Below are 24,551 nucleotides of genomic sequence, written 5' to 3' on the forward strand. Positions count from 1 at the left end.
TTTTATAAAAAACACAAAGGATGTATTAATGTCCTTTGTGTTTTTCTTTTTTCTTTTGCTGTTTTTGTTGATAATGTCTTTCTTTTAACTCTGCTTTCACTTGATGTTTACAATGTTTTTGCATCTTTTTTGTCTGTTCATATTGCAAAGTCAAAGCCATCTGTGATTTTGTAGACATACGAATTTGAGAAACTTCCTGATGAATCATTCTTTGTCTTTTTTAGGATTCACTTTACAACTCTTAACAGCATAATCAATGGATGGACTAAAAGCAAAAGATTGATAATGTTTTAAAATCATTTGATAAATATCTTGATCTTGTGGTTCTAATCCAAAAGTGATTTTGTAGACAGAAAGTTGTTGATTTTCTATTCTTTCAAAAACACCTACCCAAAAAGGTTCTTCATAATAAACCTTTAAAGTTATAGAAATAGAATCCATTGATACCCTCCTTTCTTTCAATAAACAAAGAACGGACGACCAAAGGAGGAAGGTTACTGATAAGTTGAAAACTTACGTTTGGACTACCAACCAAACTGTGTTTTTATCTTTGCCAAATCATCATAATATAATTAAAAAAGGCTGTCAATAGCCTTTTATAAGTGTTTCATCTTCATATTCCTTTTCTTTTTTAGAATATTGAAACAAAACGTAACATAGCCAAATTGTCACAAATATATGAAATAAAGTAATGATAATTTTCATATATTGAATAATGAGCCAATAAGTAGGAAATACAACTAAAGTTATAGAAATAACTTGCATTGTTCTTAAAATCAAAAAACGTTTGGCAAAGTCATCATGGTGATGGAAAGAGGCAATTTGAGAAATATTCGTTAATAACTGAAATTGAAAATAAATAGAAATAATCGCAATGAATATTTGTAATAATGTCATTGATTCTAAAGATATGCCAATAATCTGTAAAAGCCATGCAATCCCTTCATATACACCTAATATAAGTGCAAAAGGTCTTAATAAACTTGCACTTTTTTCATATTTTTCAATGACGAAAATGGCTTGATAGTAAAGATAATAACCAATCCAATCAGGTAGAAGATTGATTGTATTTATATTGAGATGAAACAAAATAATAAGTTGAGCCAAAGCAATTTTTTCAATAGTAGCTGATAAATTCATTTGTTTCATACCATTCACCATCCTCCACATTGATTTTGATAATTTCTTTCTTTCCATTGATGATGATTTGTAAAGCGTAGGCTCCAGGTAAATTAATTTTGTAAGTATCATCATAAGCAGAAATATGCTGTAATGTCATCTCTTCTTCATATTTTAGACTTTCTGATCCTATCAAGACATGACTTTCTTCATTACTACTTCCACCACTTCTTCCATAATGATATTCTGTATCATCAAAAGGGGAAATTCCACTTTATCATCCATATCATCTAAATTTTGAATACACATATAAATATATTTGTTTTTTTCTTGAGATGTATAAAATTCTTCATTTTCATAAGTCACTTCAATATATTGATAACCACTATTAAACTGTGCACGTGGGTTTAATTCATAAGCATGATAAGAAGGCATATCATCAACGCTATCAATATTGTTCACTTGATAACCGTTTCTTATTGTCATATTGATTTGTCCATCATGATAAGGAAAAGACATTGTTTGATAAATAGGTATTTCATAAACTTCACTATTCATAAATGTTTGGATGTAATTCGCATCACCTTTTAAAATATCACCTATTTGTTGCACTTTCCAGTCGCGCTCTTTTATAATTTGAATAGGAATAATTGTATAATGAGCAATCACACGTTCATTTTCTACATCAAAATGATCACTTTTATCATAAAAACATAATTTTGCCTGATATTCATCTTTACTGATTTTTTCTAAATGTGTTACATCATATAAATAGCCTGGTTGATTAGAAACAATCCCATCCGGTCTTTGACTTAAGACTGTTTGATAATTGACATAATATTTTTGTGGCATAACTGATAATAAAAACTGTTCATCATTGGAGAGAATTCCTTTGGCATAAGCGTCAATAGCTCCGGCTACTGTTGGATATTCTACTATTCTTGCTGAGGCAAGAGAAAGCTGATAAGAAAAATTATCATATTCATAGGGATTACCTATTAAGCTATAAGAATGAAAATATCCTATTGATAAAGGTGCTAATAAAACACATATACACACTGAAACAATAGCCATGCCTTGAGGATATTTTTTAAATCTAGCAATCGCTTCAATACGTTTTTTTATATTTTGTGCACCATTAGAAAGAGAAGTTGTTCCAAAAGCATGAGGATATTTTTCATTTGTCATTTGCAGCAAGATCTTACCATATTCTCTTCTTTGTACTCCTTCTAGTCTTTCTAAAACTCTTTGATCACATAGACTTTCCATATCATTATTAATTTGATCAAAAACATATTGTAAAAAAGGATTACACCAATGTAGACATCTCAAACAAGACCACATCACACAATGAAATGAATCTTTATATTTCAAATGCAATAATTCATGTAAAATAATTTTATCATCTAATAATGTTTGACTAGGTAAAACAAGAACTGGTTTAAAAATACCAAATACAAAAGCTGATGGTATGCCTTCTAAAACAATTGCTTGACATGGTGAAAAATGATATTGTCTGATGACTTGTTCTATTTGTGTCATTAGGTGATTACTTGGTTTTTGACCATATTGTAATATTAATTTTTTTAGTTGGAAATACTGAATCAAATATCTGCCTATCCAAAAGATAACACCACAGACATAAACAACAAATAAAACATCTGTTACACTGCTAGGTATATCTTTAATCAATGGGAAAAAGGTATAATTTTGAATAGGAAGATATATGTCTGTATAAGATGATTGCCACATTTTTTCAACAATTGTCTTGATTGCTTCAATAAAAACACGTAAGGAAGGAAAAAGCGTATAAGCCAGTAAACCTGTTGGTATCAATAATGAGAAAAGAAAAACAATCCAAACGCCATATTGCCATCTTGGTGATAATTTGTCTTGAAATAATCTTTTTAAAATTAATAAAACAACCGCAATAAGAGATACTTCTATTGTTTGAACAAGAAAGCCCCAAATATTTATCATAATTAGACCTCCATTTCATCAAGAATTTGATTCAATTGTTCTTTTTCTTCTGGTGTTATTTTTGAATCCTTTAAAAAAGCACTCATTAAATCAGTGACTGATCCTTGATAGACCTTATTTAATAAACGACTTCTTTCTTCTTTTTGATAATCTTCTAGAGTCAAAGCATAACGATAGCGATGAGGTTCGAGATTTCTATCAATCTTGACTAAGTTTTTCTTTTCCATCCTCGTTAAATAAGTATGAACAGTATTACGACTCCAATGATTCTTAGCTTTTAAAGCATCAACAAGTTCTCCTAAAACAAAGTCATCACCACTCCATAAAACTTCCATCACTGATAATTCAGCATCAGATAACTTTTGCATACTTTCATCTCCTACACTTGTAGTCTTTCTATTATTATACTACAGCTGTAGTCATTGTTTGTCAATAAAATATGCGATAACAAAATTATTTTTAAAAAGAAAAAAGGCTTTAAGCCTTTATTTTGCAAGTCCTTCTTCCTTTGCTTTTTGTGCCACAGCTTTTGCGACCACTTCGCTAACACGTGGATCTAAAGCATGAGGAATGACATAAGTTGGTGATAATTCTTTTTCATCAACAAGTGAAGCCAAACCATAAGCTGCAGCTAATTTCATGCCTTCACTGATTTTTCTTGCTTTGACATTCAAAGCACCTCTAAACAATCCAGGAAAAGCCAAAACGTTATTAATTTGATTTGGATAATCAGAACGTCCAGTTCCCATGACTGCCACTCCAGCATCAATAGCATCTTGATAAGGAATTTCAGGTTCTGGATTTGCCATTGCAAAAACAATTGGATTTTCTTTCATACTACGAATCATGTCAGGTATTAAAACACCTGGTGCAGACACACCAATAAAGACATCTGCTTCTTTCATAGCTTCAGCCATTGTCATGCGTTTGGCCTGAGAATTTGTAATTTCTGTTAATTCTTGTGTTAAAAAATCATACTGATCATAATCTTCTTTTGTGACAATACCATTGATATTGAAACCATAGATTTCTTTAACGCCTAAAGCATGAATCATCTTAATAATTGAACTTCCAGCTGCCCCTGTTCCACTCACAACAACAGTAATATCTTCAATTTTTTTGTTGACAACTTTTAAGGCATTGAGTAAACCTGCTGTAACAACAATTGCTGTTCCATGCTGATCGTCATGGAATACAGGAATATCAAGTTCATCAATTAATGTTCTTTCAATTTCCACACAACGTGGTGCACTAATATCCTCTAAATTAATACCACCAAACGATGGTGCAATCGCTTTAACAATGCGGATGATTTCTTGAGGATCTTTCGTATCTAAACAAATCGGAACTGCATCTATTTGCCCAAACTTTTTAAACAAAATAGATTTTCCTTCCATAACTGGCATGGCTGCTTCAGGACCAATATCACCTAAACCTAAAACGGCAGTCCCATCACTAACAACAGCAACACTGTTTTGTTTCCATGTATATTGATAAACAGCATCCTTATTTTTCGCAATCTGACGACATGGTTCAGCCACACCTGGTGTATAAGCCAATGATAAATCATGGCTTTCGTTTAATGGTACTTTTAATTGAACTTCTAATTTTCCTTTTGCTTTTTCATGCATTTCTAATGCTTCTTGATATATATCTTTCATCTTTTTCCCTCTTTCCCTATTTATTATGACATAATTATGAACAAATGAAAAGCAGATGTTTCCATCTGCCCTGTTTTTATAGTGTTGTAATCATAACAGTCATGACACCATCATACGTTACTTCTTTTTGATCGCTACATACAATAAAATGATCACCTTTTTTAACTTCCATATCTTCAAGTGTTCCTTCTCCTTCTAAAACACTGACTAATTGGAAAGGTTTATCATTTGCAATTGTATTTACCCCTTCCATTCTATAACAATCTACTGTAAAGAATTCACTTTCTACATATCTTGTTTTAGAACCATGATCCAAATGACTATTTGTAAATAATTTGTTTGTTGTTAAATCTGCAGGTACATTTGTCACATCAATAGACTGTTGAACATGTAACTGTCTTTCATTTCCATCTTTATCTTTACGATGGTAATCATATACACGATAAGTAATATCAGATGATTGTTGTGCTTCATATATCAATGAACCACTACAAATCGCATGTAAAGTTCCTGAAGGAATATAGAAAAAATCTCCTTTATTGATTTCAAAAGAATTTAACAATTGATCATAATCATCATTTTCAATTGCTTGAATAAATTCTTCTTTTGTTTTGGCATGATGTCCCATTACCATTTTTGTTCCTTCATCAGCTTGTAAAACATACCAACATTCTGTTTTTCCTAATGAATTTTCATGTTTTGCAGCATATTCATCATTAGGATGAACTTGTACAGATAAATCATTTTTCGCATCAATAATTTTAACTAATAGAGGGAACTGATCCCCTTGAATATCACCAAAAAGTTCACGATGGTTTTGCCATAATGATGAAACAGTTTGTCCTTGATATTCACCATTTGCAATCATACAATCACCATTTTGATGACCTGAAATAGCCCAGCATTCTCCAGTCTGATCACTAGGAATATCATATCCATAAACATCTCTGAGTTTATGTCCACCCCAAATCATTTCTTTAAATACCGGTTGAATCTTTAAAATATGTCCCATAATCATCATCCTTTCCTATATATTTTAAGAATTCTTCTATCTGATTTTCATGAAAAAGTTGAATGCCGTGTTCTTGACACATTTTCGCAAAAACACCTTGTCCTTCAATGAGACGATGTTGAAAAGTGCCATCATAAACACCATCACAGCCACAGCTTGGACTTCTAAACTTCAACAATGCGACTGTTATATCATTTTGAATAAATATATCTAAAGCTTTTTTAGCTCCTGTCAAATATTCCTGAGTCACATCCTGATGATGAATAGTTTTGACAATCAATGGATCATTGGATTGAATCTCTGCTGGATCACGTGGGATAGGAAGTCCCCCTAATACCTCTGGACATACAGGTATCACTTGATTATTTTTATTCATTTCAATGATGACATGAACAGGATGACTTTTTCCATTATATGTACATTGTACACCTAATAAACATTGACTGACACCAATCTTCATTTTTCGATAATCTCCATAATTTGTTTAGGTTCATCAACAATATAATCAGCACCTGCTGCTTCTAATTCCTGACGACCACGAAAGCCCCATGTTACACCTACAGAATCCATACCGCAAAATATCCAGTATCAATATCAACTTGACTATCACCAATAAATAAACAATCTTTTTTATCTAGTTTCATAGCCATTAATGCATAATATGTTGATTGTGGATCAGGTTTAACAGGATACAGTTCTTGTTGCCCACATATAGCAACAAATGTATCAGGAAACAATGTTTCAACGATTTCGATTGCTAAAGCATGTGGTTTATTTGTCACAACAGCCATTTTTATCTCTTTTGTTTTTAAATTTTCAATCAATTCTTTCATTCCTGGGTAAGGACATGTATGATCTAAACAATGTTGACGATATATTTGTTGAAATTCTTCAAGACATTCATCAAGCAAATGTAAATGATCTTGCCCTAATGCTCTTTCCATTAATTTTTTAACACCATTTCCAACAAACATACGATATTTAGAAATATCATGCATTGGTAAATGATGTAATTTTAAAACTTCATTTGTTGAAAATGCTAAATCTTCTATAGAATTTACTAAAGTTCCATCTAAATCAAATAAACAACCTTTTTTCATAGAAACCCCCTTGATATTATAACAGTATTGAAAAAATAATAAAAGATGTTATAATGATTTTATGTCAAATGGGGTGAATTTATGCAAAATAATCAATCAAGAAAATATACTGATATTTTTACATTTATTGGTTATACATTAGGCTTTTTATGTATTATCTGGTATTTTGTAGCTGGTGGAAGTCCATTCTTACCACTAATTGGTGTCATTATTATTTTTATTGGACGTTTTATTGGTTATGGAATTGATCGTATGATTGATTTAAAACAAAAAAATAAAGTGATAGATTCTTATGAACCTATCACATTTTTATTTTTGACTTCTTTTTCTTTTCACAACTACAAGTACTGTTATCATTCCACCCACAATCACAACAATACTACCATAATAAGCTACTCTTTCTAACATGGAAAATGACAAATCTTGTGATAAATGCATATCAAAAGTATAGAGTAATTGTTGGTTATCATAAATTGAAATAGTTCCAATCTTCTCTCCTTTTTCCATTGGTGCAATCAAATAAGAAGATGTATCTATCTCAAATTGAAGATCATTGACAGAAAGATTTTTATCAACAATCAGTGAAATCGTTTCAGGTATCTGATACTGATAATGAAATTGAAAGGATTGGAAAACCCAGTAATCAGCAATATCTTCATCTTTTTTATAAACAATCACCTCATGATAATTGTCATGAAGATACTGACAAACAGTAATCGCATCACGAACATGATTTTGAGTATACTGCCCTTTTGCATATGCTGTAACTAAAATAAACTGATGTCCATCAACTGTCATTGAACTTGCCAGTGTTAATTGGGCTTCATCAGTAAACCCACTTTTTGCGCCATCAATTTGTGAAATATCAAGATTATAACTGTTTTTTCCTCTCTGCAGCGAAGATGCCCATGTGTGATTTTCCATCGAACTTGTATAAGTACGGGCATTAAAAACTTCTTCAAAAACTTGATTTTCTAAAGCATGATGTAAAATCATAGCCATATCATAAGCAGTTGTATAATGATTATCATCATGAAGTCCAGTTACATTTGTAAAATGTGAGTTTTCCAGTTCCAATTGATTGACTAATTGATTCATCGCTGTGACAAGACCATCAGTTGAACCATATGTCAAACGCGCTAAAGCATTACAGGCATCAGCCCCTGATGGAAGTAATGCCCCATATAATAAATCTTCATATGTAACCTGTTCGCCTGCATAAAACCCCGCTACAGAAGCTCCAGCTTCATATAATCCTTTTAAATCTTCATCACTGATACGTACTTTTTCATGCACATCTTCAATCTGATCAAGTGCCAAACTCACGGTTAAAATCTTTGTCATACTGGCCGGATATATTTTTTCTTGACTGCCTTGATCTAAATAGACAATCTGTGTTGCTTGATCATATAAATAAGCATAGTTTGAATGTAAGGACAACTGTATATCATCACTGGCAGATACAGGAACAATCTGTATCGCAAACAGAAAGGCAACAAGAATACCTATGATTTTCTTCATTTCACAATTCCTTTCTTTAAAAAACTCAATTTCGTTTCAGAAATAATAATCGCTACAAAAATCAAGATAAAGCCTAGTAAAATTTTAAATGTTAAAACTTCACCATAAAAAGCGATTGAAAAAGCGACACCAAAGACAGATTCTAATGATAAAATAAGTGATGCATTACATTCACTTGTATATTTTTGTCCAGTCGTTTGACAAAACATTGTTAATGCCGTTGCAAACACAACAAGATAAAGAATCTGTAGATAAATAGATGGTTGAATATTTGAAATAATACCAATGTTTTCTGTTGTTAAAGCTAAAATCAAAGCGACTATTGCTCCACCAATAAACTGTAATGAAGTAAAAGCACCCCCATCAATACCTTCTGAAAACTTTTTAATCAATAAAATATGTCCAGCGTATAATAGTCCTCCACATAAGGTTAGAAAATCACCAATATTCATTGTTAAATTGCCATCTAAAGATACACAGCCAATTCCTAAAATACAAATAAAGGCAGCTATAAAATTATAAATATCAGGTCGTTTATGGTAAAACAACCAGACAAGAAAAGGAACGATTGCGCAATAAACAGCTGTTAAAAAAGCATTTTTACCAGGCGTTGTATAATTCAATCCCCATGTTTGGACATAATAAGCTCCAAACAAACAACTTCCAGTGATTAAACCACCTTTGATTTGTTGAAAATTTAATGTTTTTATCTTTTTGATAAATAGAAGTGATAATAAGATGGCAGCTAAAGAAAATCTTAAGAAAAGTAAAACTGCAGGTGTTAAAAAATCAACAGCACTTTTCATAACAATAAAAGAACTTCCCCAGATTAAAGCTGCTAAAAGTAATAATAAACTTCCTTGAATATTTTTTCCCATTTCAATCTCCTTTCAAAAAGAAATGGTACAAATTGTACCATTCTTTATTTATCATTAATCACATCATGGCAGCGATGGCATAATTCGCCTTCCATTTGAGATTCTTCATAATAATTCCAGCATCTTGGACATTGTACACCATTGAATTTTTCACTATGGATATATGCTGTTTCATATTCTTCAAGGTTTGTTGTATCATTGACAAGAACAACCTTTGCAACAATAAATAATTGTTTTAAAACATCTTTTAATGCATCCATATCTTGATATGATTCTTTTAAACAAATTGTCACTTTAGCTTCCATATTTGATTTGATGACTTTTTCATTTCTTAATTCTTCTAATGATTTTAAGACATCTTTTCTTAATAATAAGAAACGATCATAATATGCTTTGATTTCTGTTTCATTTTCAATTGGCAATAATTCAGGTTTTGCTTCTAAGAAAATAGATTCAGCTTTGTTATCATCACAATGGAAATGATCATGTAATTCTTCACTTGTAAAGACAAGAATTGGTGATAATAATTTCATCATTGTTTTGGCATAGTGATAAAGCACCGTCTGAACTTGTCTTCTTCTTAAGCTATCAGCTTTTTCAATATAAAGAATATCTTTTGTAAAGTCCATATAGAAAGCACTTAATGTATTTGTAAAGCAATTTAAAATCAATTGGTTAGCTTCTGAAAAATCATAACGATTCATCGCTTCTTCATAAGCTTTCATCAAACGATTTAACTCAACTAACATATATTGGTCTACACCTTCAAGTTTTGATACTTCTACAACATTACTTGCTTTAAAATCAGCAAGATTTCCTAATACGAAACGCATTGTATTTCTAATCTTACGATAGTTTTCAGCAATCTGTTTCATGATTTCATCAGAAATACGGACATCTGACTGATAAGCCACAGATGTTGCCCAAAGTCTTAAAATATCTGCCCCATATTGATTCACAAGTTTAATTGGATCAACTGTATTTCCTAAAGATTTAGACATCTTGTTTCCTTTACCATCTAAAACAAAACCATGTGATAAAACTGTTTTATATGGCGCTTTGTCATAAACAGCTGTTCCAATAATCAATGATGAGTTGAACCATCCACGATATTGGTCACTACCTTCAAAGTATAAATCAACAGGATAACGATAACCTCTTTCTCCCATACATCCTGTATGTGATGATCCTGAATCAAACCAAACATCCATAATATCTTTTTCTTTCTTAAAGATACCATTTGGTGAATGTTCATTTGTATATCCTTCAGGTAATAAGAATGTTTCATCTTTTTCAAACCAGATATTTGAACCATATTGTCTAAATAAATCAGAAATATGTTTAAAGACTTTTTCTTCCATAATTGGAGTTCCATCTTCACAATAGATAATAGGAATTGGGACACCCCAACTTCTTTGACGTGAAATACACCAGTCACCACGATCTTTAATCATATTATAGATTCTAATATGACCCCATTCATTTAACCATTCGACTTGATCAATTTCATCTAATAATTTTTGTCTGATTTTATCAATTGAACAGAACCATTGATCAGTAGCTCTAAAGATAATTGGTTTCTTTGTACGCCAATCATGAGGATAGCTATGTGTAATAAATTCAAGTTTTAATAAAACACCTAATTCATCAAGTTTTAATGTCACTGTTTTATTCGCATCATCAACATATTGACCAGCTAACCAGTCTCCACAATCTTCCATCATACATCCATGTTCATCTACATTACAATAAATATCTAAACCATATTTTTGTCCGACAATAAAGTCATCCATCCCAAATCCAGGTGCTGTATGAACGCATCCTGTTCCGGCTTCAGCTGTAACGTGATCACCTAAAATAACTAATGATTCACGATCATATAATGGATGCTTACAAGTGATCATTTCTAATTCTTGACCTTTAAATCTTTGTAAGATTTCTTTTTCTTGTAATTCAAATTTTTCCCATAAAGTATCAACTAATTCTTCTAAAACAATTAATTTTCCTTTTTCACTTTGTACCAAAGCATAAGTGTAATCAGCATTTAAACAGATTGCTAAGTTTGCTGGAATTGTCCAAGGTGTTGTTGTCCAAATGACAAAACTTGTATCTGTATCTAAGATACCTTTACCATCTTTAACTTGGAATTTTACAAAGATAGTTGGACTCTTGACATCATGATATTCTACTTCAGCTTCTGCTAAAGCTGATTCACTTGATGGTGACCAATAAACAGGTTTTAACCCTTTATAAATTAAACCATCCATTGCCATTTTAGCAAATACATCAATTTGATTGGCTTCAAATTCAGGTAAAAGAGTTAAATAAGGATGATCATAATCAGCAAATGTTCCAACACGAATACATTGTTCTTTTTGTTTGGCAACTTGTTCTAAAGCATATTCATAACATTTCTTTCTAAATTCTGCCGTACTTAATTCTTTACGATTGACACCTAATTTTTGAATAGCATTTTCAATTGGTAAACCATGTGTATCCCATCCAGGTACATAAGGTGTATAGAATCCCTGTAAATTTTTGTAACGACAAATCACATCTTTAATAATTTTGTTTAACATATGTCCAACATGCATATTTCCATTAGCATATGGCGGACCATCATGGAAAACAAAATCATCATGTCCTTGATTTTGTGCAACAACTTTTTCATACATTTTGTTATCTTGCCATCTTTGAACATAACCTGGTTCCTTTTTAGGAAGATTTCCACGCATTTCAAAATCTGTTTTTGGCATTAATAATGTGTCTTTATAATTCATTTTATTCCTTCCTTTCTCAAATAAAAAACGTCCTGTTAAAGGACGTGATGACATGATACCACCTTTATTCATATCACATGATATGCTCTCTATATCTTAACGCGATGAACGTCTTATCCTACTCATTTCAGATAAGCTACTCTCAGGATGATTCATTATAAGTTCCACTTATTTGCTTTTCACCAACCGCAAACTCTCTACAAGCTTTCCTTATAAACTGTCCTTGTCATTGTATTTGTTTTCTTGTTCCTCTTTAATTAAACTGAAAATTTCTGATTTGTCAATAGTTTCTAACATTTCTTTACTCATTTTCACAACATTTGTTCTAAAATCAATGGCTTCTTGCTTAAATGTATCCATATCTTTAGACAAACCACGAACATATTCCATAGATTCTTTTAAAATCATGTTAGCATTTCTTTTCGCTTTTTCTATCAATTCACTTGCCTCTTTTAAAGCAAGTCTTGCAATTTCTTCATTCGTTTTTTCATGAACTGATATTTGCTTTGTAAGTAAAGTGTTTTGTTCTTTTAAATCAGTCATTTCTTCTTTCATAGACTGAATCAATGCTTTTTGTTTATCAATTTCTTGTTTCAATTCTTGAATACGATCATCTACTTCAGCCTTGTTATAACCTCGAAATTGTTTATCAAATTGTTCCAATCCTTCCACCTCACTTATAAAAATATCCACTCACCACATAATTTCCTTGCCTTGTTTGTCGATTTTCATCAACAATTTTGACACGACCATGATGTTTAAAAGATATCATATCACTATTATGACACAAATAACTGACTTCTTCAACAATTTTATAATTGACTTTCACATGACCACTACGAATTGCATCACTAGCTAATTGACGTGAAACTTTAAACATAGCTGATACAATTTTATCCAAACGCATACTTGATAAAATAAATGAACGTGATGTAAAATCATGTACAATTTCAATATCCTCATGACATTCAACCAAGCGTACTTTTGCTTTTTTAATTTGTTTTAACGTTTGAATGATATAGGGATATGTTTGTTGAGTACAGGCAAAAAAGCAACGCTCACCATCATCAATATCGCCAATACACTCTCTTTTAATACCTAAATTCATTAAAGCACCTAAAATATCTTTATGTTTAATTCGACCAAATTGTTGATGGTATACAATTTCTACAACCTTTATTTCGAAATCCTCTTTATCAATCATATAAAAATCAGGACAGATAATCATTCGTTGACTTTCAGCATTCACAAAGCCACCAAAACTTTCTACTTTTAATTCTTTCCCTATCACACTTTTAACAATATCTTGTTCATGAGGATTATAGAAAGGTGTTAAAATCATACGCTGATGATGTAATGCCTGAAATTGATAATCTAAAATTTTCTTAACAAAAACTTCGTCGCCTTTAAAATGTTCTAACATCATTCAAAAAGAAAGTATTAGCAAGTCAATACTTACTAATACTTGTTTATTCTTCGCCTTCAGATTCATCCATTGTAATATTGCCAGATACGCCAATATTTTTAGGAGTACATAAGAAAATTTTAGGTCCGATTTGTTGAATATCTCCTTCAATCGCAAAAATCACACCACTTAAGAAATCAATAACACGTTTAGATTGTTCTTTTTGTAAACGATGTAAATTGACAACTGCTGCTCTTTTTTGTTTTAAATAAGTTGCAATTTCCTGTGTTTCACTATATGCACGAGGTTCAAATAAAATCAAATGACTATCTTTATTTGCACTCAATGCTTTCATTGCATCAGTTGTTTTTGTAGATTTTGCTTTTTCAAACAAACTTGTAGATTTTACATCTTCTTCAGCATCTATTTCTTCATTTTCATAAACGTCTTCATCGTCTTCTTCAAAAACCATTTTTTTACTTTTTCACCGTATCCCATGAGGTAACCTCCTTACATCTATACATCATTATACCATATAATGTGTATGAAAAAAAGAGAAAAATAAGCGAAATATCATGTTGTCAACAGCTTTTAATGACATTCGACATGAACAAGAATCACATCCTCGCCTATTGTAATGATATGTTGAATAGGAATAATGATAGCTGGTGGACCTTTAAAAAAGCAGATGAATTTAAAAGCAGAAAAACGTTCAACAATTAATGCCTGTATGCATTGACAGAGTGTATCAATTTCTAAATCAACAACATAACCAATTTTACATCCTGACGAGGCATCAATAACATCTTTACTTTGCAACGCTAAAAAACGCATTCTATCACCCCCTACAATATATGCTTTTATCCGCTCATATATTTCTTTAATTGGGATAAAGCTTGTTTTTCAATACGTGAAACCTGTGCCTGTGAAATCATTAAATCCTTGGCTATTTCACGTTGTGTCAAGCCTTTAAAATAGTGTTCATGAATAATCTGCATTTCTTTTTGATCTAAATAGCGCATCGCTTTTTGTAAATCAATCGATTTTTGAATATCCATCATCTCACTACGGCGATCAGGTATTTGACTTTCTAAATCTATTGGACCGTTTCCATCATTTTGTACTTCTTGAGATAGAGATGTCACATTATGCGTTGACGACAAAGCTTCAACCAATGTGTATTCATCAATATCAAGAGATTTTGACAATTCTTTAAAAGTCGCTTCACGATTATATTTTTTCATATACTCTTCATTCATCAACAAAGCCTTATATGCAATATCACGCAAAGAACGTGGAATACGCAAGGGAGAACTTTCTCTTAAATAACGTTTTATTTCTCCTGATATCAAAGGAACAGCGTATGTTGAAAAACGCACATCTAAAGATGTATCAAAGTGATCAATAGCTTTCATTAAACCTATGACTCCAACTTGAAATAAGTCATCTAAATTATTGACACGTTGTTGATATTTTTGTACAAGCGATAAAACGAGTTTTAAATTCGAAAGGACTAATCTTTCTTTTATCTTTAAATCATGATTTTGTTGATATAATTCCAATAATTCCATTGTTTGTTGATGAGATAATTTCTCATATTCTTCAATGTTATTTCCATTTAATTCTACTTTATATTTTGACATGGATTCAACTCCTCATATCAGAGTTTCTCCATTTTATTTGACATTATTCATCATCTTTCAATTTATTTCTTAATTTTCTAATAATCTTTTTTCTAATCTGGAAATATAAGATTGTGATATACCTAATATTTCCGCAACATCTTTTTGTGTCAATTCATCATGACCAATCAAACCATATCGCATCATTAAAATCTGTTGTTCTCTTGGATTTAAATAATGCAGGGCACGATAAAACTTTTCTTTTTGATCATTATGTTCAATTTCATCCTGAACAATATCTTTATCCGTTCCAATAATATCTGACAACAACAACTCATTACCATCATAATCAACATTTAATGGTTCATCCAATGAGATTTCTTGTCTCAATTTATTGTTTTTTCTTAAAAACATTAAAATTTCATTTTCAATACAACGTGAAGCATAAGTTGCAAGTTTAATATTTTTATCCATATTAAAAGTATTGACAGCTTTCACAAGTCCAATCGTTCCAATACTAATCAAATCTTCAATACTGCCATTTTGCATAGAATCATATTTTTTCGCAACATATACAACCAATCTTAAATTATGTTCAATTAATAAATCTTTAGCTTTTTCATCACCATTTTGTAATTGGATCAAGGCTTCTTTTTCCTCTTTCCCTTTTAAAGGCGCTTTTAAGACATCATGCCTACCAATATAAAAAAGAGATTTCTTTTTCCATAACCATTCTTTAATTGTTAATAAAATCATAATAATCCTCCCATTAACTGTTGATTTAAAATACAATCATATTGTGTTGAAGTGATAATACCTACATAAACATCATGTAATTGATAATGATGAATTGTTATATCTGGTAAAAGAATTAAATCAATTCTTTCTTGTTGACTGGCTGTTTCAATCCATATCTGATCAATCACTGGATAATCTTTCACTAATTTTTGATTCAAAAAATAACTGGATAACCATGATAAGTCACTTGATTGCCATTATCAATAAACCCATAACATGATTTATCTTCAAAACTCACTTTTACCATTGAATGGTGAATACGACGACGACAGAGCTCAATATAAAAATAACTTATCACAATAGTGAATATGGCTATGAGTAGTAACGAGTGTAAATGGTACCCTTCTATCAATAAAACACCCTGAAAAATAATTGATGAAGGCAATAGCCATTGTATAAAAGAAAGAATTGAAAAATAAATAAAAAGAAAAACAGGATAATAAATATAAATCAGTCGTCTAAAATAAAAAAGCGTTAAAACAAAATCATATAAAAAAAGAAATCCAATAAACAAATCAACAAATAAAAAAACAATCGAAATATTATATGTGAAAACATATAAAAATAATTTTCTCTTTGTCATTTGAATATTTAATAAAAACGATAGTATTTCAAAACTAAATAATAAAATAAATGCATTCATCACATATGTGATTTCAATATAGACTTTCATTATTTTTCCACCCTCTTTCATTATAGAGAAGTTAGAATAAAAATGATGTCAAAAAAAGATCGAAAGCGCATCACTTTCAATCTTTCATTTTCATTATTCACTTGCCATGACATCAAGACGACGACGACGTTTCATCGCATCTTTTTCACATTTATCCATTAATCCTTCAGCATGTTCTGGATTGACTTTAGATAATTGTGCGAATCTGTTTTCACTCAATAAGAAATCTTTGAATTTTGTGAAATCAGGTTCTTTAGAATCAACTTGTAATGGATTCTTTCCTTGTTCTTCTAAACGAGGATCATATCTTAATAAGTTGAAGTATCCACATTCAACAGCACGTTTTTGTTGTTGTTGATGATTTGCTAAACCACCTTTAATACCATGTTCCATACATGGAGAATAAGCAATAATTAATGATGGTCCATCATAAGCTTCAGCCTCTTTAAATGCTTTAATTGTTTGCATTGGATTAGCCCCCATTGCTACTTGTGCAACGTAAACATGACCATATGCCATCGCAATTTGTGCTAAATCTTTTTTCGCTACTGTTTTACCACCAGCTGTAAATTTAGCGATAGATCCAGCTTGTGAAGATTTAGAAGATTGTCCACCAGTATTTGAATAAACTTCTGTATCAAGAACTAAGATATTGACATTTTGATCATTCGCAAGAACATGGTCAACACCACCGTAACCGATATCATAAGCCCATCCATCACCACCAATGATCCATTGTGATTTTGTCACAAGCTCACCTTTCATATCTAATAATTCTTTAATACCTTCACATGTTGAAGCTTCAACTAATGATACTAATTGATCATATAATTTTCTTTCTTCAACTCTTTGTCCTTTCACAGAAGCATATTGTTCTAAGACAGTTTGAAGTTCAGGTTCACAATCAGCTTTATTCGCTTCAATGATTTCTAAGATACGTTTTGCCATATAGTTTTCAGCTAATTTCATACCAAAACCATATTCAGCATTATCTTCAAATAATGAGTTAGCCCATGCAGGTCCTTGTCCATTTTCATCAATTGTACATGGCGTTGAAGGTGTAGAAGCACTATAAATAGAACTACATCCAGTCGCATTAGCAATTCTCATATCAGCTCCAAATAACTGAGAAGCTAAACGATAATATGGTGTTTCACCACATCCACCACAAGCTCCAGATACTTCAAAATATGGACGCATAAATCCAACACCTTTAACTGTTGTTGTAGGATAACGATCAGCTTTATATGAAACTTTTGAATACATATGATCAGCTAAAGAAGCATGTGGTAATTCTTCTTTAACAGGTACCATAGATAATGCTTTTTTACCAGCTTTACCTGGACATTCAGTCACACATAATCCACAACCAACACAGTTGTCAGGAGAAACTTGGATACGATAAACTAATCCATCAACATTTCTACCAATTGGTTTTAATACATCATTAGAAATGTCTTCTGGCATAGCTTTCATTTCTTCTTCGTCAATTAAGAAAGCACGAATTGTCGCATGAGGACATACCATCACACAGTTATTACATTGAATACAGTTTTCTTTTTCCCAACGTGGTACATCAATTGCAATCGCACGTTTTTCTTTAATAGCTACACCTGATTTCATAGAACCATCAAGTTTATCCATGAAAGCAGAAACAGGTAAGTCATATCCATCTAAAGCATTGATTGGTGCGACAAAATTATCGAAGTAATCATCACCAGTTCTTGTTCTTGTACTTGTCACAGTTAAATCAGACCAGCTTGCATCAACTGGAACTTCAACAATCGCATCTTTACCAGCATCAATAGCTTTATAGTTCATTTCAACAACAGCGTCACCTTTTTTACCATAAGTTTTCTTAGCCATTGCTTTCATGTATTCAACCGCTTTATCAACTGGTAAAATTTGTGGGTTTAAGGCAAAGAATGCAGATTGAAGAATTGTATTTGTATGTCTTCCCATACCAATTTCACTGGCAATCTTTGTCGCATTGATAATATAGAATTTTGCGTTTTTATCAGCTAATTGTTTCTTTAATTTATTTGGTAAATAATCAATAACTTCTTTTTCATCAAACTCTGTATTTAATAAGAATGTTCCACCATTCTTTAAGTTTTTCAACATATCATATTTTAAAACATAGTTATCTAATGAACATGAAATAAAATCAGCATTATTGACATAATATGTTGCACGAATTGGTGTATGACCAAATCTTAAATTAGAACGAGTCGCTCCACCAGCTTTTTTACTATCATAAGCAAAATAAGCTTGTGAATATAAATCAGTATGATCTCCAATAATTTTAATAGATGATTTATTGGCAGAAACTGTACCATCTGATCCTAAACCATAGAATAAGCAAGATGTATAATCAGCATCAACATTGAAGTTTTCATCTTCTTTTAATGATAAATGAGTCACATCATCATTGATACCAATTGTAAATGATGTAAATGGATCATCTTCTAATAAATGATCGTAAACAGCTTTGATTTGACGTGGAGTTGTATCTTTAGAACCCATACCATAACGTCCGCCAATCACTTTGATGTCAGTTTCTTTTAAGACTGAACATACATCTAAGTATAAAGGTTCACCAGTTGCACCCATTTCTTTTGTACGATCTAAAACAGCCACTTTTTTCACTGTTTCTGGTAATACTTCTAATAAGTATTTTGGTGAGAATGGACGATATAAATGAACTTTAACCAAACCAACATGTTCACCATGTTTATTCATTTCATCAATTGTTTCTTTAATTGTTTCTGTTACAGAACCCATAGCGATAATCACACGTGTAGCATCGCTTGCTCCATAATATGTAAATGGTGCATAATGACGACCTGTAATTTTTGAAATCTTTTTCATGTAATCAGCGACAACTTCCACAACAGCTTCATAATGTTTATTTTGTGCTTCTCTACCTTGGAAATAGATATCATCGTTTTCTGCTCCACCACGTTCAATTGGATTAATATGTGGATTTAATGCTTGAGTTTTAAATTTCTTTAATGCTTCTTTATCTAATAAGCTTTCTAATACATCATAATCCATCACTTCTACTTTTTGAATTTCATGAGAAGTTCTAAATCCATCGAAGAAATGAATAACAGGAACACTTGCTTTAATAGCTGTTAAATGAGCAATCCCTCCTAAATCCATAACTTCTTGAACACTATGGGAACAAATCATAGGTGCTCCTACTTGACGACATGCATAGATATCTTGATGATCACCAAAAATATTTAAGGCACGTGTTGCTAAAGCTCTGGCAGCAACGTGGAATACACCAGGTAATAATTCACCTTGTATTTTATACAAGTTTGGTATCATCAATAATAAACCTTGTGACGCCGTAAATGTTGTTGCTAATGCACCACCTTGTAAAGCACCATGAACAGCTCCAGCAGCTCCAGCTTCTGATTGCATTTCAATCACATTGACTGCAGAACCAAAGATATTTTTCTTTCCTTGTGCAGCCCATGTTTCAGCATTTTCAGCCATTGGAGAAGATGGTGTAATTGGATAGATACTTGCAACTTCACTAAACGCATAAGCGACATGTGCAGCAGCTGTATTTCCATCCATTGATAAATACTTTTTAGACATAATTTTCTTTCCTCCTATATCATATAGTATACTCTTATTGATAAGAAATTTCCATATGAAAAATTTATTTTCATTATAAACAATAGAAAACTTCAATATTTTCTATTTCTTCTAAAATCCACTTTTTTTAACTATAAAAAATGATAGAATAGTGTCGAAAAACGAAAGGAGAAACACATGAAAAAAGAAACTGTTTTATTGGTCAATCTGGTGGTCCAACGGTTGCGATTAATGCATCACTAGCTGGTATTATTCATGAATGTATTGAAACAAAACAATACGAACATGTTTATGGAATGATAAATGGTGTTATGGGATTATTGGAAAGCCGTTATATAGATTTATTGGAACTTTTTAGTGAACAGGAGGCTTTAAATCAATTAAAACATTCTCCTGCCATGTATTTAGGATCATGTCGTTATAAATTACCTGATGTTCAAGATGATCCACAAACTTATGAAAGATTGTTTCATACTTTTGAACAACTTCAAATCACTGATTTTTATTATATTGGTGGTAATGATTCAATGGATACAGTTGCCAAATTATCGTCGTATGCACGTTCAATTTCATCTTCTATTCGCTTTATTGGTATTCCTAAAACAATTGATAACGATTTAATGGGAACAGATCATACCCCTGGCTTTGGTTCAGCTGCTAAATATGTTGCGACATCAATGCTAGAAATCGCTTATGATAGTTCTATTTATAAATTAAACGCAGTCACAATTGTTGAAATCATGGGAAGAAATGCAGGTTGGTTAACAGCTGCCAGTGCGCTTGCAAGAACACAATGCAATGAAGCTCCAGACTTAATTTATCTACCTGAAGTGCCATTTTCAACTGAAAAATTTTTAGAAGATATTCGTCAAGTTTTCCGTCATAAGAAAAATATTATTATTGCTGTAAGTGAAGGGATTAAAAATGAAAATGGAGATTATTTAGATTCTGATTCTAAATATACAAAACGTGATGCTTTTGGTCACATTCTCCATTCAGGAACCGGAAAAGTGCTTGAGACTTTGGTTTATCAGGAATTTAAATGTAAAGTCCGCAGTATTGAATTAAATGTTTTACAAAGATGTGCTATGCATATTGCTTCAAAAGTTGATTTGGATGAATCTTTCCAAATTGGACAGGCCGCTGTCCAAGCAGCATTGTCAAATCATACGGGTGTTATGATGACTTTTAAACGTAAACAAAATTATCCTTATCAAATTGAATGTACATATAAAGATGTCAGTGAAATTGCTAACTTGGAACAACGCATTCCAGTTGAATGGATCAATAAAGATCATAATGATATTACCCAAGAACTATATGATTATTTAATTCCTTTGATTCAAGGCGAAGTCACTATTCAATATGAAAATGGTATTCCATGTTATAGCAATATTTCTCATTTACGTTATAAATAGGCAAAGAGATTGAGATTCATTGAATCTTCAATCTCTTTTTATTTGTACCCTAAAACATATCTAAAAATGAGTTTTTGATACCATTTTAAACTTCGATCATATTCTTGAATCCATTGTTGATACAACTCATAAAAACGTAGCCATTCTTCATCACTGATTTTATGTGATGAATATTTTGCTTTATAAGCAATAGCTTTGCATTCATCATCTATTTGATGTTGTGGTGTTAATTTCCATCTTTGTTGATAATAAGTTAAAACTTTTTGATTATTATTCATACACCTTGTTTTCAACATCAACCAATGAGTTGTTATATAACGATAAACAATGATAAAAATCAAAATAACAGCTACTTGTACAATGATTTCAATATATGGATATGATGATGTTGATTCTTGTGGTATAAAAGGATTATCTGTTGTATTTTGTGGTATTTCTTGATCAGATTGAATCGTTGGTGTTTGGCTATTATTTGAAGTTTGTTGATTTTGACTTACAGTATCATCAAGTAACGTGCTAATACCTTCAATGTTGCCCGTTAGTGTCATTTCATAAGGTATCCATCCTTTCCCTTCTTCATAAACCTCTATCCAGGCATGTGAGCGATATTGTGGTATCTTGGCTACACCGTTATCAAAATCACTAGCCAACATTGTATAACCACGTACAAAACGTGTTGGAATACCTAACTCCCTTAACAACAAAGCTCCAGCTGTCGCAAAATGCGTACAGCTTCCTTTACGATTTTCAAATAGAAAATATTCTACAAAATCTTTATCATTGGGTAGTGTACCGGCATTTAAATCATATTCCGCTTGACTTGCTAAAAGATTGCGTATACTTTCGACTGCGCTCAGCGCATCAAAACGAATGGAATCATCAATACCATTGTCGGCTAAAAAATCAGATAACTGTATGCTTAATTCCTCAGGAACATCTAAATAATGACGTTTCACATATTCTTCATAGTCATCATCATAACCAACAAAATAATAGCCATCGCCATAATAATATACATTTTGATAAATAACTTCCAAGGGATAATTTGTGTGTTCTATATAGGAATCATAAAGAACAGGATATTGTTGTTCTCGATCCATCAAATAATAAGGAACAAATTGAAAATCATACTGACGTTGAGTTGTGATTTCTACATTTTGAGTTGGAAGTGAAGAATTCAATCTTAAAAATTCACTGTATATTGTAAGTGAATGACTATTTTCATAGTTTTCAGTCACTTCATGCCATTCATTATCACTATAATTAGCTAGTGAATAAGCTCTTAAATAAGAAGAAAATGGAATATCTGCTTTCACTGTCACTGCCAAACTACGACTTAATTGTATGTTACCCGTTGGCAATGATCCATCAACATCCCCACTCATTCCAGTTCGCAAAAAGTTTCCAAAAGGATTCCCCTTTCCATGAGAAAACCAGTCTGTAATCTGTGAAAGAACAGAAGACGTTTCTTGTTGAAAAATGGGATTACCTTCCATATAACTAGAAGCCAATAAAGACATAACACATAATAGTGATAAAATCATTCCTTTGAAAGTATAAGTATAGGTATATTTTAAAGCAACTGTAAATAAAAATTGAAAACAGATAAAAATAATAAAACAATAACTATTCAAAGACGTTAATTCATGTCTAATAAAGATAGGAAACATAAATAGAAAAATCATACTTAATATTTTCATAAATGAAAAACGCATTGAACAGATGGATGATACAATCAAATAAACAATTGGTAAACCAATGAATAAGAAAACCATTTGAAAGAATAAAGAACGACTGTACATATCAGTTGGCAATAATTCATCAAAATTTAAAAAATAATCTCTTTCAATAACTGTTTGAAGTGCGTCTATAAAATAAGTCAATTCATTTTGAAATAATAAGATCATCCCTAATAATAAAACAATTATAATAATCATTGCTAGTTTTTTAGGCATGATTTGATATTTAACAAAATAACAATAAAAGCCAATACCCATCATACATAAAATAAATAAACTTATCAAAACAGATTCAGGAAAACCAAGGGAATGATAATAATTTCCAACAAGTCCCAAACTTCCTAAAATAATCATTATGATATTGATAATATGTCCACTATAATTTTTCAAAAAGTGTAAATTTCTTTTCATGAATGAGACACCTCCAAATTCTGACCGTGAATTTGATAAAAACTCTTCGGCATCAAAGTACTATTGAAAGTCTGAATAGGATTTTTCATAAGCCATCTGGTTGTTGTTATGACTTCTTCAAGAGAATGAATAGATTCTATATGTAATTGTTGTAAATCGCATACTGTCACAACATCAAAAACAATATTTTTCTTAACCAATAATAAACACAATGAATAGAAACAATCAAACTGCAAATCATAAAAAGCATTGTTTGTTTTATATTCCATTGCTAAAACAAGTTTATGTTGAATAGGTTGACTTCCTACTTTCACAAAAAGATCCTGAAACTTCGATGATACATTCCAATGAATATGTTTTAACGCATCTCCCTCACGATAAGATCTAATTTCAAAAACTTCACTATAGTCATCACCTTTTTGATTTGCTAAATAGCTCTGTCCCTCTTCATCAAATTGATAAGCCTGTTCAACAGAAGTTTCCATCTCTTGATAATGAGGCATAACATCAAATGCTTGTTCTAAAGTAATAGATTGAGAAAAAGAGAAACATTGTAATAAATCATAACATTTTATTTTTTGAACTTGAATGATATAATGACCACAATGTGAACAAGGAATTTGAATTTCTACTTGTTGTTCTAACAAACATACACTTTGGCTCAATACCATATGTGAAAAAACATCCATCACCTGATATTCGATCACAATTTGACCACATGGAATATACGTTAAGTTTTGTCGAGAAAAAGTGACTAATATTGTGTCATCACGTGTACAATAATCTTGAGAAAGCGACATGGATACAGTTGTTTTTCGCATG

Annotated in this window: 23 protein-coding genes, 2 pseudogenes and 1 other annotated feature; of the genes and pseudogenes, 1 reads left to right on the top strand and 24 read right to left on the bottom strand. The window is 31.3% G+C overall.

What is annotated here, in order from left to right:
- Positions 1-25: 25 nt before the first annotated feature.
- The 22 genes and pseudogenes from NMU03_RS17830 to nifJ form a co-directional block, all read right to left on the bottom strand.
- Positions 26-441 (bottom strand): annotated as a pseudogene (locus tag NMU03_RS17830) (YjdF family protein).
- 144 nt (positions 442-585) lie between these two features.
- Complete coding sequence (locus tag NMU03_RS15385) at positions 586-1,149, bottom strand: hypothetical protein (protein WP_290139641.1); 564 nt, start codon at positions 1,147-1,149, stop codon at positions 586-588.
- Complete coding sequence (locus NMU03_RS15390; RefSeq protein WP_290139643.1) at positions 1,118-1,315, bottom strand: hypothetical protein; 198 nt, start codon at positions 1,313-1,315, stop codon at positions 1,118-1,120. The genes NMU03_RS15385 and NMU03_RS15390 overlap by 32 nt, the downstream gene beginning before the upstream one ends.
- On the bottom strand, positions 1,312-3,099 hold the full coding sequence (locus tag NMU03_RS15395; protein ID WP_290139645.1) for a M56 family metallopeptidase: 1,788 nt from the start codon (positions 3,097-3,099) through the stop codon (positions 1,312-1,314). The genes NMU03_RS15390 and NMU03_RS15395 overlap by 4 nt, the downstream gene beginning before the upstream one ends.
- A gap of 2 nt (positions 3,100-3,101) precedes the next feature.
- Positions 3,102-3,467 carry a BlaI/MecI/CopY family transcriptional regulator gene (locus NMU03_RS15400; protein ID WP_290139647.1) on the bottom strand — a complete coding sequence of 122 codons (366 nt, stop codon included), beginning with the start codon at positions 3,465-3,467 and terminating at the stop codon, positions 3,102-3,104.
- Positions 3,468-3,584: 117 nt separating this feature from the next.
- Positions 3,585-4,760 carry an NAD(P)-dependent malic enzyme gene (locus NMU03_RS15405; protein WP_290139649.1) on the bottom strand — a complete coding sequence of 392 codons (1,176 nt, stop codon included), beginning with the start codon at positions 4,758-4,760 and terminating at the stop codon, positions 3,585-3,587.
- A gap of 76 nt (positions 4,761-4,836) precedes the next feature.
- Positions 4,837-5,772 (bottom strand): type I phosphomannose isomerase catalytic subunit, encoded by a 936-nt coding sequence (locus tag NMU03_RS15410; protein ID WP_290139651.1) that lies wholly within the window; start codon positions 5,770-5,772, stop codon positions 4,837-4,839.
- The gene (locus NMU03_RS15415; RefSeq protein WP_290139653.1) at positions 5,738-6,232 is read right to left on the bottom strand and encodes a 2-thiouracil desulfurase family protein; all 495 of its coding nucleotides are present in this window, start codon (positions 6,230-6,232) and stop codon (positions 5,738-5,740) included. The genes NMU03_RS15410 and NMU03_RS15415 overlap by 35 nt, the downstream gene beginning before the upstream one ends.
- A complete protein-coding gene (locus NMU03_RS18125) occupies positions 6,229-6,342 on the bottom strand; it encodes an HAD family hydrolase (RefSeq protein ID WP_435372911.1) in 114 nt (37 codons plus the stop codon). The genes NMU03_RS15415 and NMU03_RS18125 overlap by 4 nt, the downstream gene beginning before the upstream one ends.
- Positions 6,330-6,872, bottom strand: a complete 543-nt coding sequence (locus tag NMU03_RS15420) for an HAD family hydrolase (protein WP_290139655.1) — start codon at positions 6,870-6,872, stop codon at positions 6,330-6,332. The genes NMU03_RS18125 and NMU03_RS15420 overlap by 13 nt, the downstream gene beginning before the upstream one ends.
- 309 nt (positions 6,873-7,181) lie before the next feature.
- Positions 7,182-8,393: a D-alanyl-D-alanine carboxypeptidase family protein gene (locus NMU03_RS15425; RefSeq protein WP_290139657.1), complete on the bottom strand. Its 1,212-nt coding sequence runs from the start codon at positions 8,391-8,393 to the stop codon at positions 7,182-7,184.
- A complete protein-coding gene (locus NMU03_RS15430) occupies positions 8,390-9,271 on the bottom strand; it encodes a DMT family transporter (protein ID WP_290139659.1) in 882 nt (293 codons plus the stop codon). The genes NMU03_RS15425 and NMU03_RS15430 overlap by 4 nt, the downstream gene beginning before the upstream one ends.
- A gap of 44 nt (positions 9,272-9,315) precedes the next feature.
- Positions 9,316-12,051, bottom strand: a complete 2,736-nt coding sequence (gene ileS, locus NMU03_RS15435) for an isoleucine--tRNA ligase (RefSeq protein WP_290139661.1) — start codon at positions 12,049-12,051, stop codon at positions 9,316-9,318.
- Between the two features lie 35 nt (positions 12,052-12,086).
- Positions 12,087-12,290: a binding site (T-box leader), on the bottom strand.
- The gene (locus NMU03_RS15440) at positions 12,262-12,714 is read right to left on the bottom strand and encodes a DivIVA domain-containing protein (protein ID WP_290139663.1); all 453 of its coding nucleotides are present in this window, start codon (positions 12,712-12,714) and stop codon (positions 12,262-12,264) included. (Overlaps the previous feature by 29 nt.)
- Positions 12,715-12,724: 10 nt before the next feature.
- Positions 12,725-13,474 (bottom strand): YlmH family RNA-binding protein, encoded by a 750-nt coding sequence (locus NMU03_RS15445; protein WP_290139665.1) that lies wholly within the window; start codon positions 13,472-13,474, stop codon positions 12,725-12,727.
- Positions 13,475-13,520: 46 nt separating this feature from the next.
- Entirely contained in the window at positions 13,521-13,928 is a 408-nt protein-coding gene (locus tag NMU03_RS15450) for a cell division protein SepF (RefSeq protein ID WP_290139667.1), read from the bottom strand.
- Positions 13,929-14,047: 119 nt separating this feature from the next.
- A complete protein-coding gene (locus NMU03_RS15455; protein WP_290139669.1) occupies positions 14,048-14,290 on the bottom strand; it encodes a YlmC/YmxH family sporulation protein in 243 nt (80 codons plus the stop codon).
- Between the two features lie 26 nt (positions 14,291-14,316).
- The gene (locus NMU03_RS15460) at positions 14,317-15,099 is read right to left on the bottom strand and encodes a sigma-70 family RNA polymerase sigma factor (protein ID WP_290139671.1); all 783 of its coding nucleotides are present in this window, start codon (positions 15,097-15,099) and stop codon (positions 14,317-14,319) included.
- A 69-nt stretch (positions 15,100-15,168) separates the two neighbouring features.
- Positions 15,169-15,834, bottom strand: a complete 666-nt coding sequence (sigK, locus tag NMU03_RS15465) for an RNA polymerase sporulation sigma factor SigK (RefSeq protein ID WP_290139673.1) — start codon at positions 15,832-15,834, stop codon at positions 15,169-15,171.
- Complete coding sequence (locus NMU03_RS15470) at positions 15,831-16,034, bottom strand: hypothetical protein (protein WP_290139675.1); 204 nt, start codon at positions 16,032-16,034, stop codon at positions 15,831-15,833. Before NMU03_RS15470 ends, sigK begins: the two co-directional genes overlap by 4 nt.
- Positions 16,031-16,549, bottom strand: coding sequence for a hypothetical protein (locus tag NMU03_RS15475; RefSeq protein ID WP_290139676.1), 519 nt, complete (start codon positions 16,547-16,549; stop codon positions 16,031-16,033). Before NMU03_RS15475 ends, NMU03_RS15470 begins: the two co-directional genes overlap by 4 nt.
- Before the next feature lie 93 nt (positions 16,550-16,642).
- Positions 16,643-20,161, bottom strand: coding sequence for a pyruvate:ferredoxin (flavodoxin) oxidoreductase (gene nifJ / locus NMU03_RS15480; RefSeq protein WP_290139678.1), 3,519 nt, complete (start codon positions 20,159-20,161; stop codon positions 16,643-16,645).
- Between the two features lie 179 nt (positions 20,162-20,340).
- On the opposite strand from nifJ, the pseudogene NMU03_RS15485 reads away from it, so the two are divergent.
- Positions 20,341-21,579 (top strand): annotated as a pseudogene (locus tag NMU03_RS15485) (6-phosphofructokinase); the annotation flags it as partial.
- Positions 21,580-21,617: 38 nt separating this feature from the next.
- On the opposite strand, the gene NMU03_RS15490 reads toward NMU03_RS15485, so the two are convergent.
- The gene (locus NMU03_RS15490) at positions 21,618-23,729 is read right to left on the bottom strand and encodes a transglutaminase-like domain-containing protein (RefSeq protein WP_290139680.1); all 2,112 of its coding nucleotides are present in this window, start codon (positions 23,727-23,729) and stop codon (positions 21,618-21,620) included.
- On the bottom strand, positions 23,726-24,550 hold the full coding sequence (locus NMU03_RS15495) for a DUF58 domain-containing protein (protein WP_290139683.1): 825 nt from the start codon (positions 24,548-24,550) through the stop codon (positions 23,726-23,728). Before NMU03_RS15495 ends, NMU03_RS15490 begins: the two co-directional genes overlap by 4 nt.
- Between the last annotated feature and the right edge of the window lies 1 nt (position 24,551).

Origin of the sequence: Allocoprobacillus halotolerans, from assembly GCF_024399475.1 — a bacterium.
In the GTDB taxonomy this organism is placed as follows: domain Bacteria; phylum Bacillota_I; class Bacilli_A; order Erysipelotrichales; family Coprobacillaceae; genus Allocoprobacillus; species Allocoprobacillus halotolerans.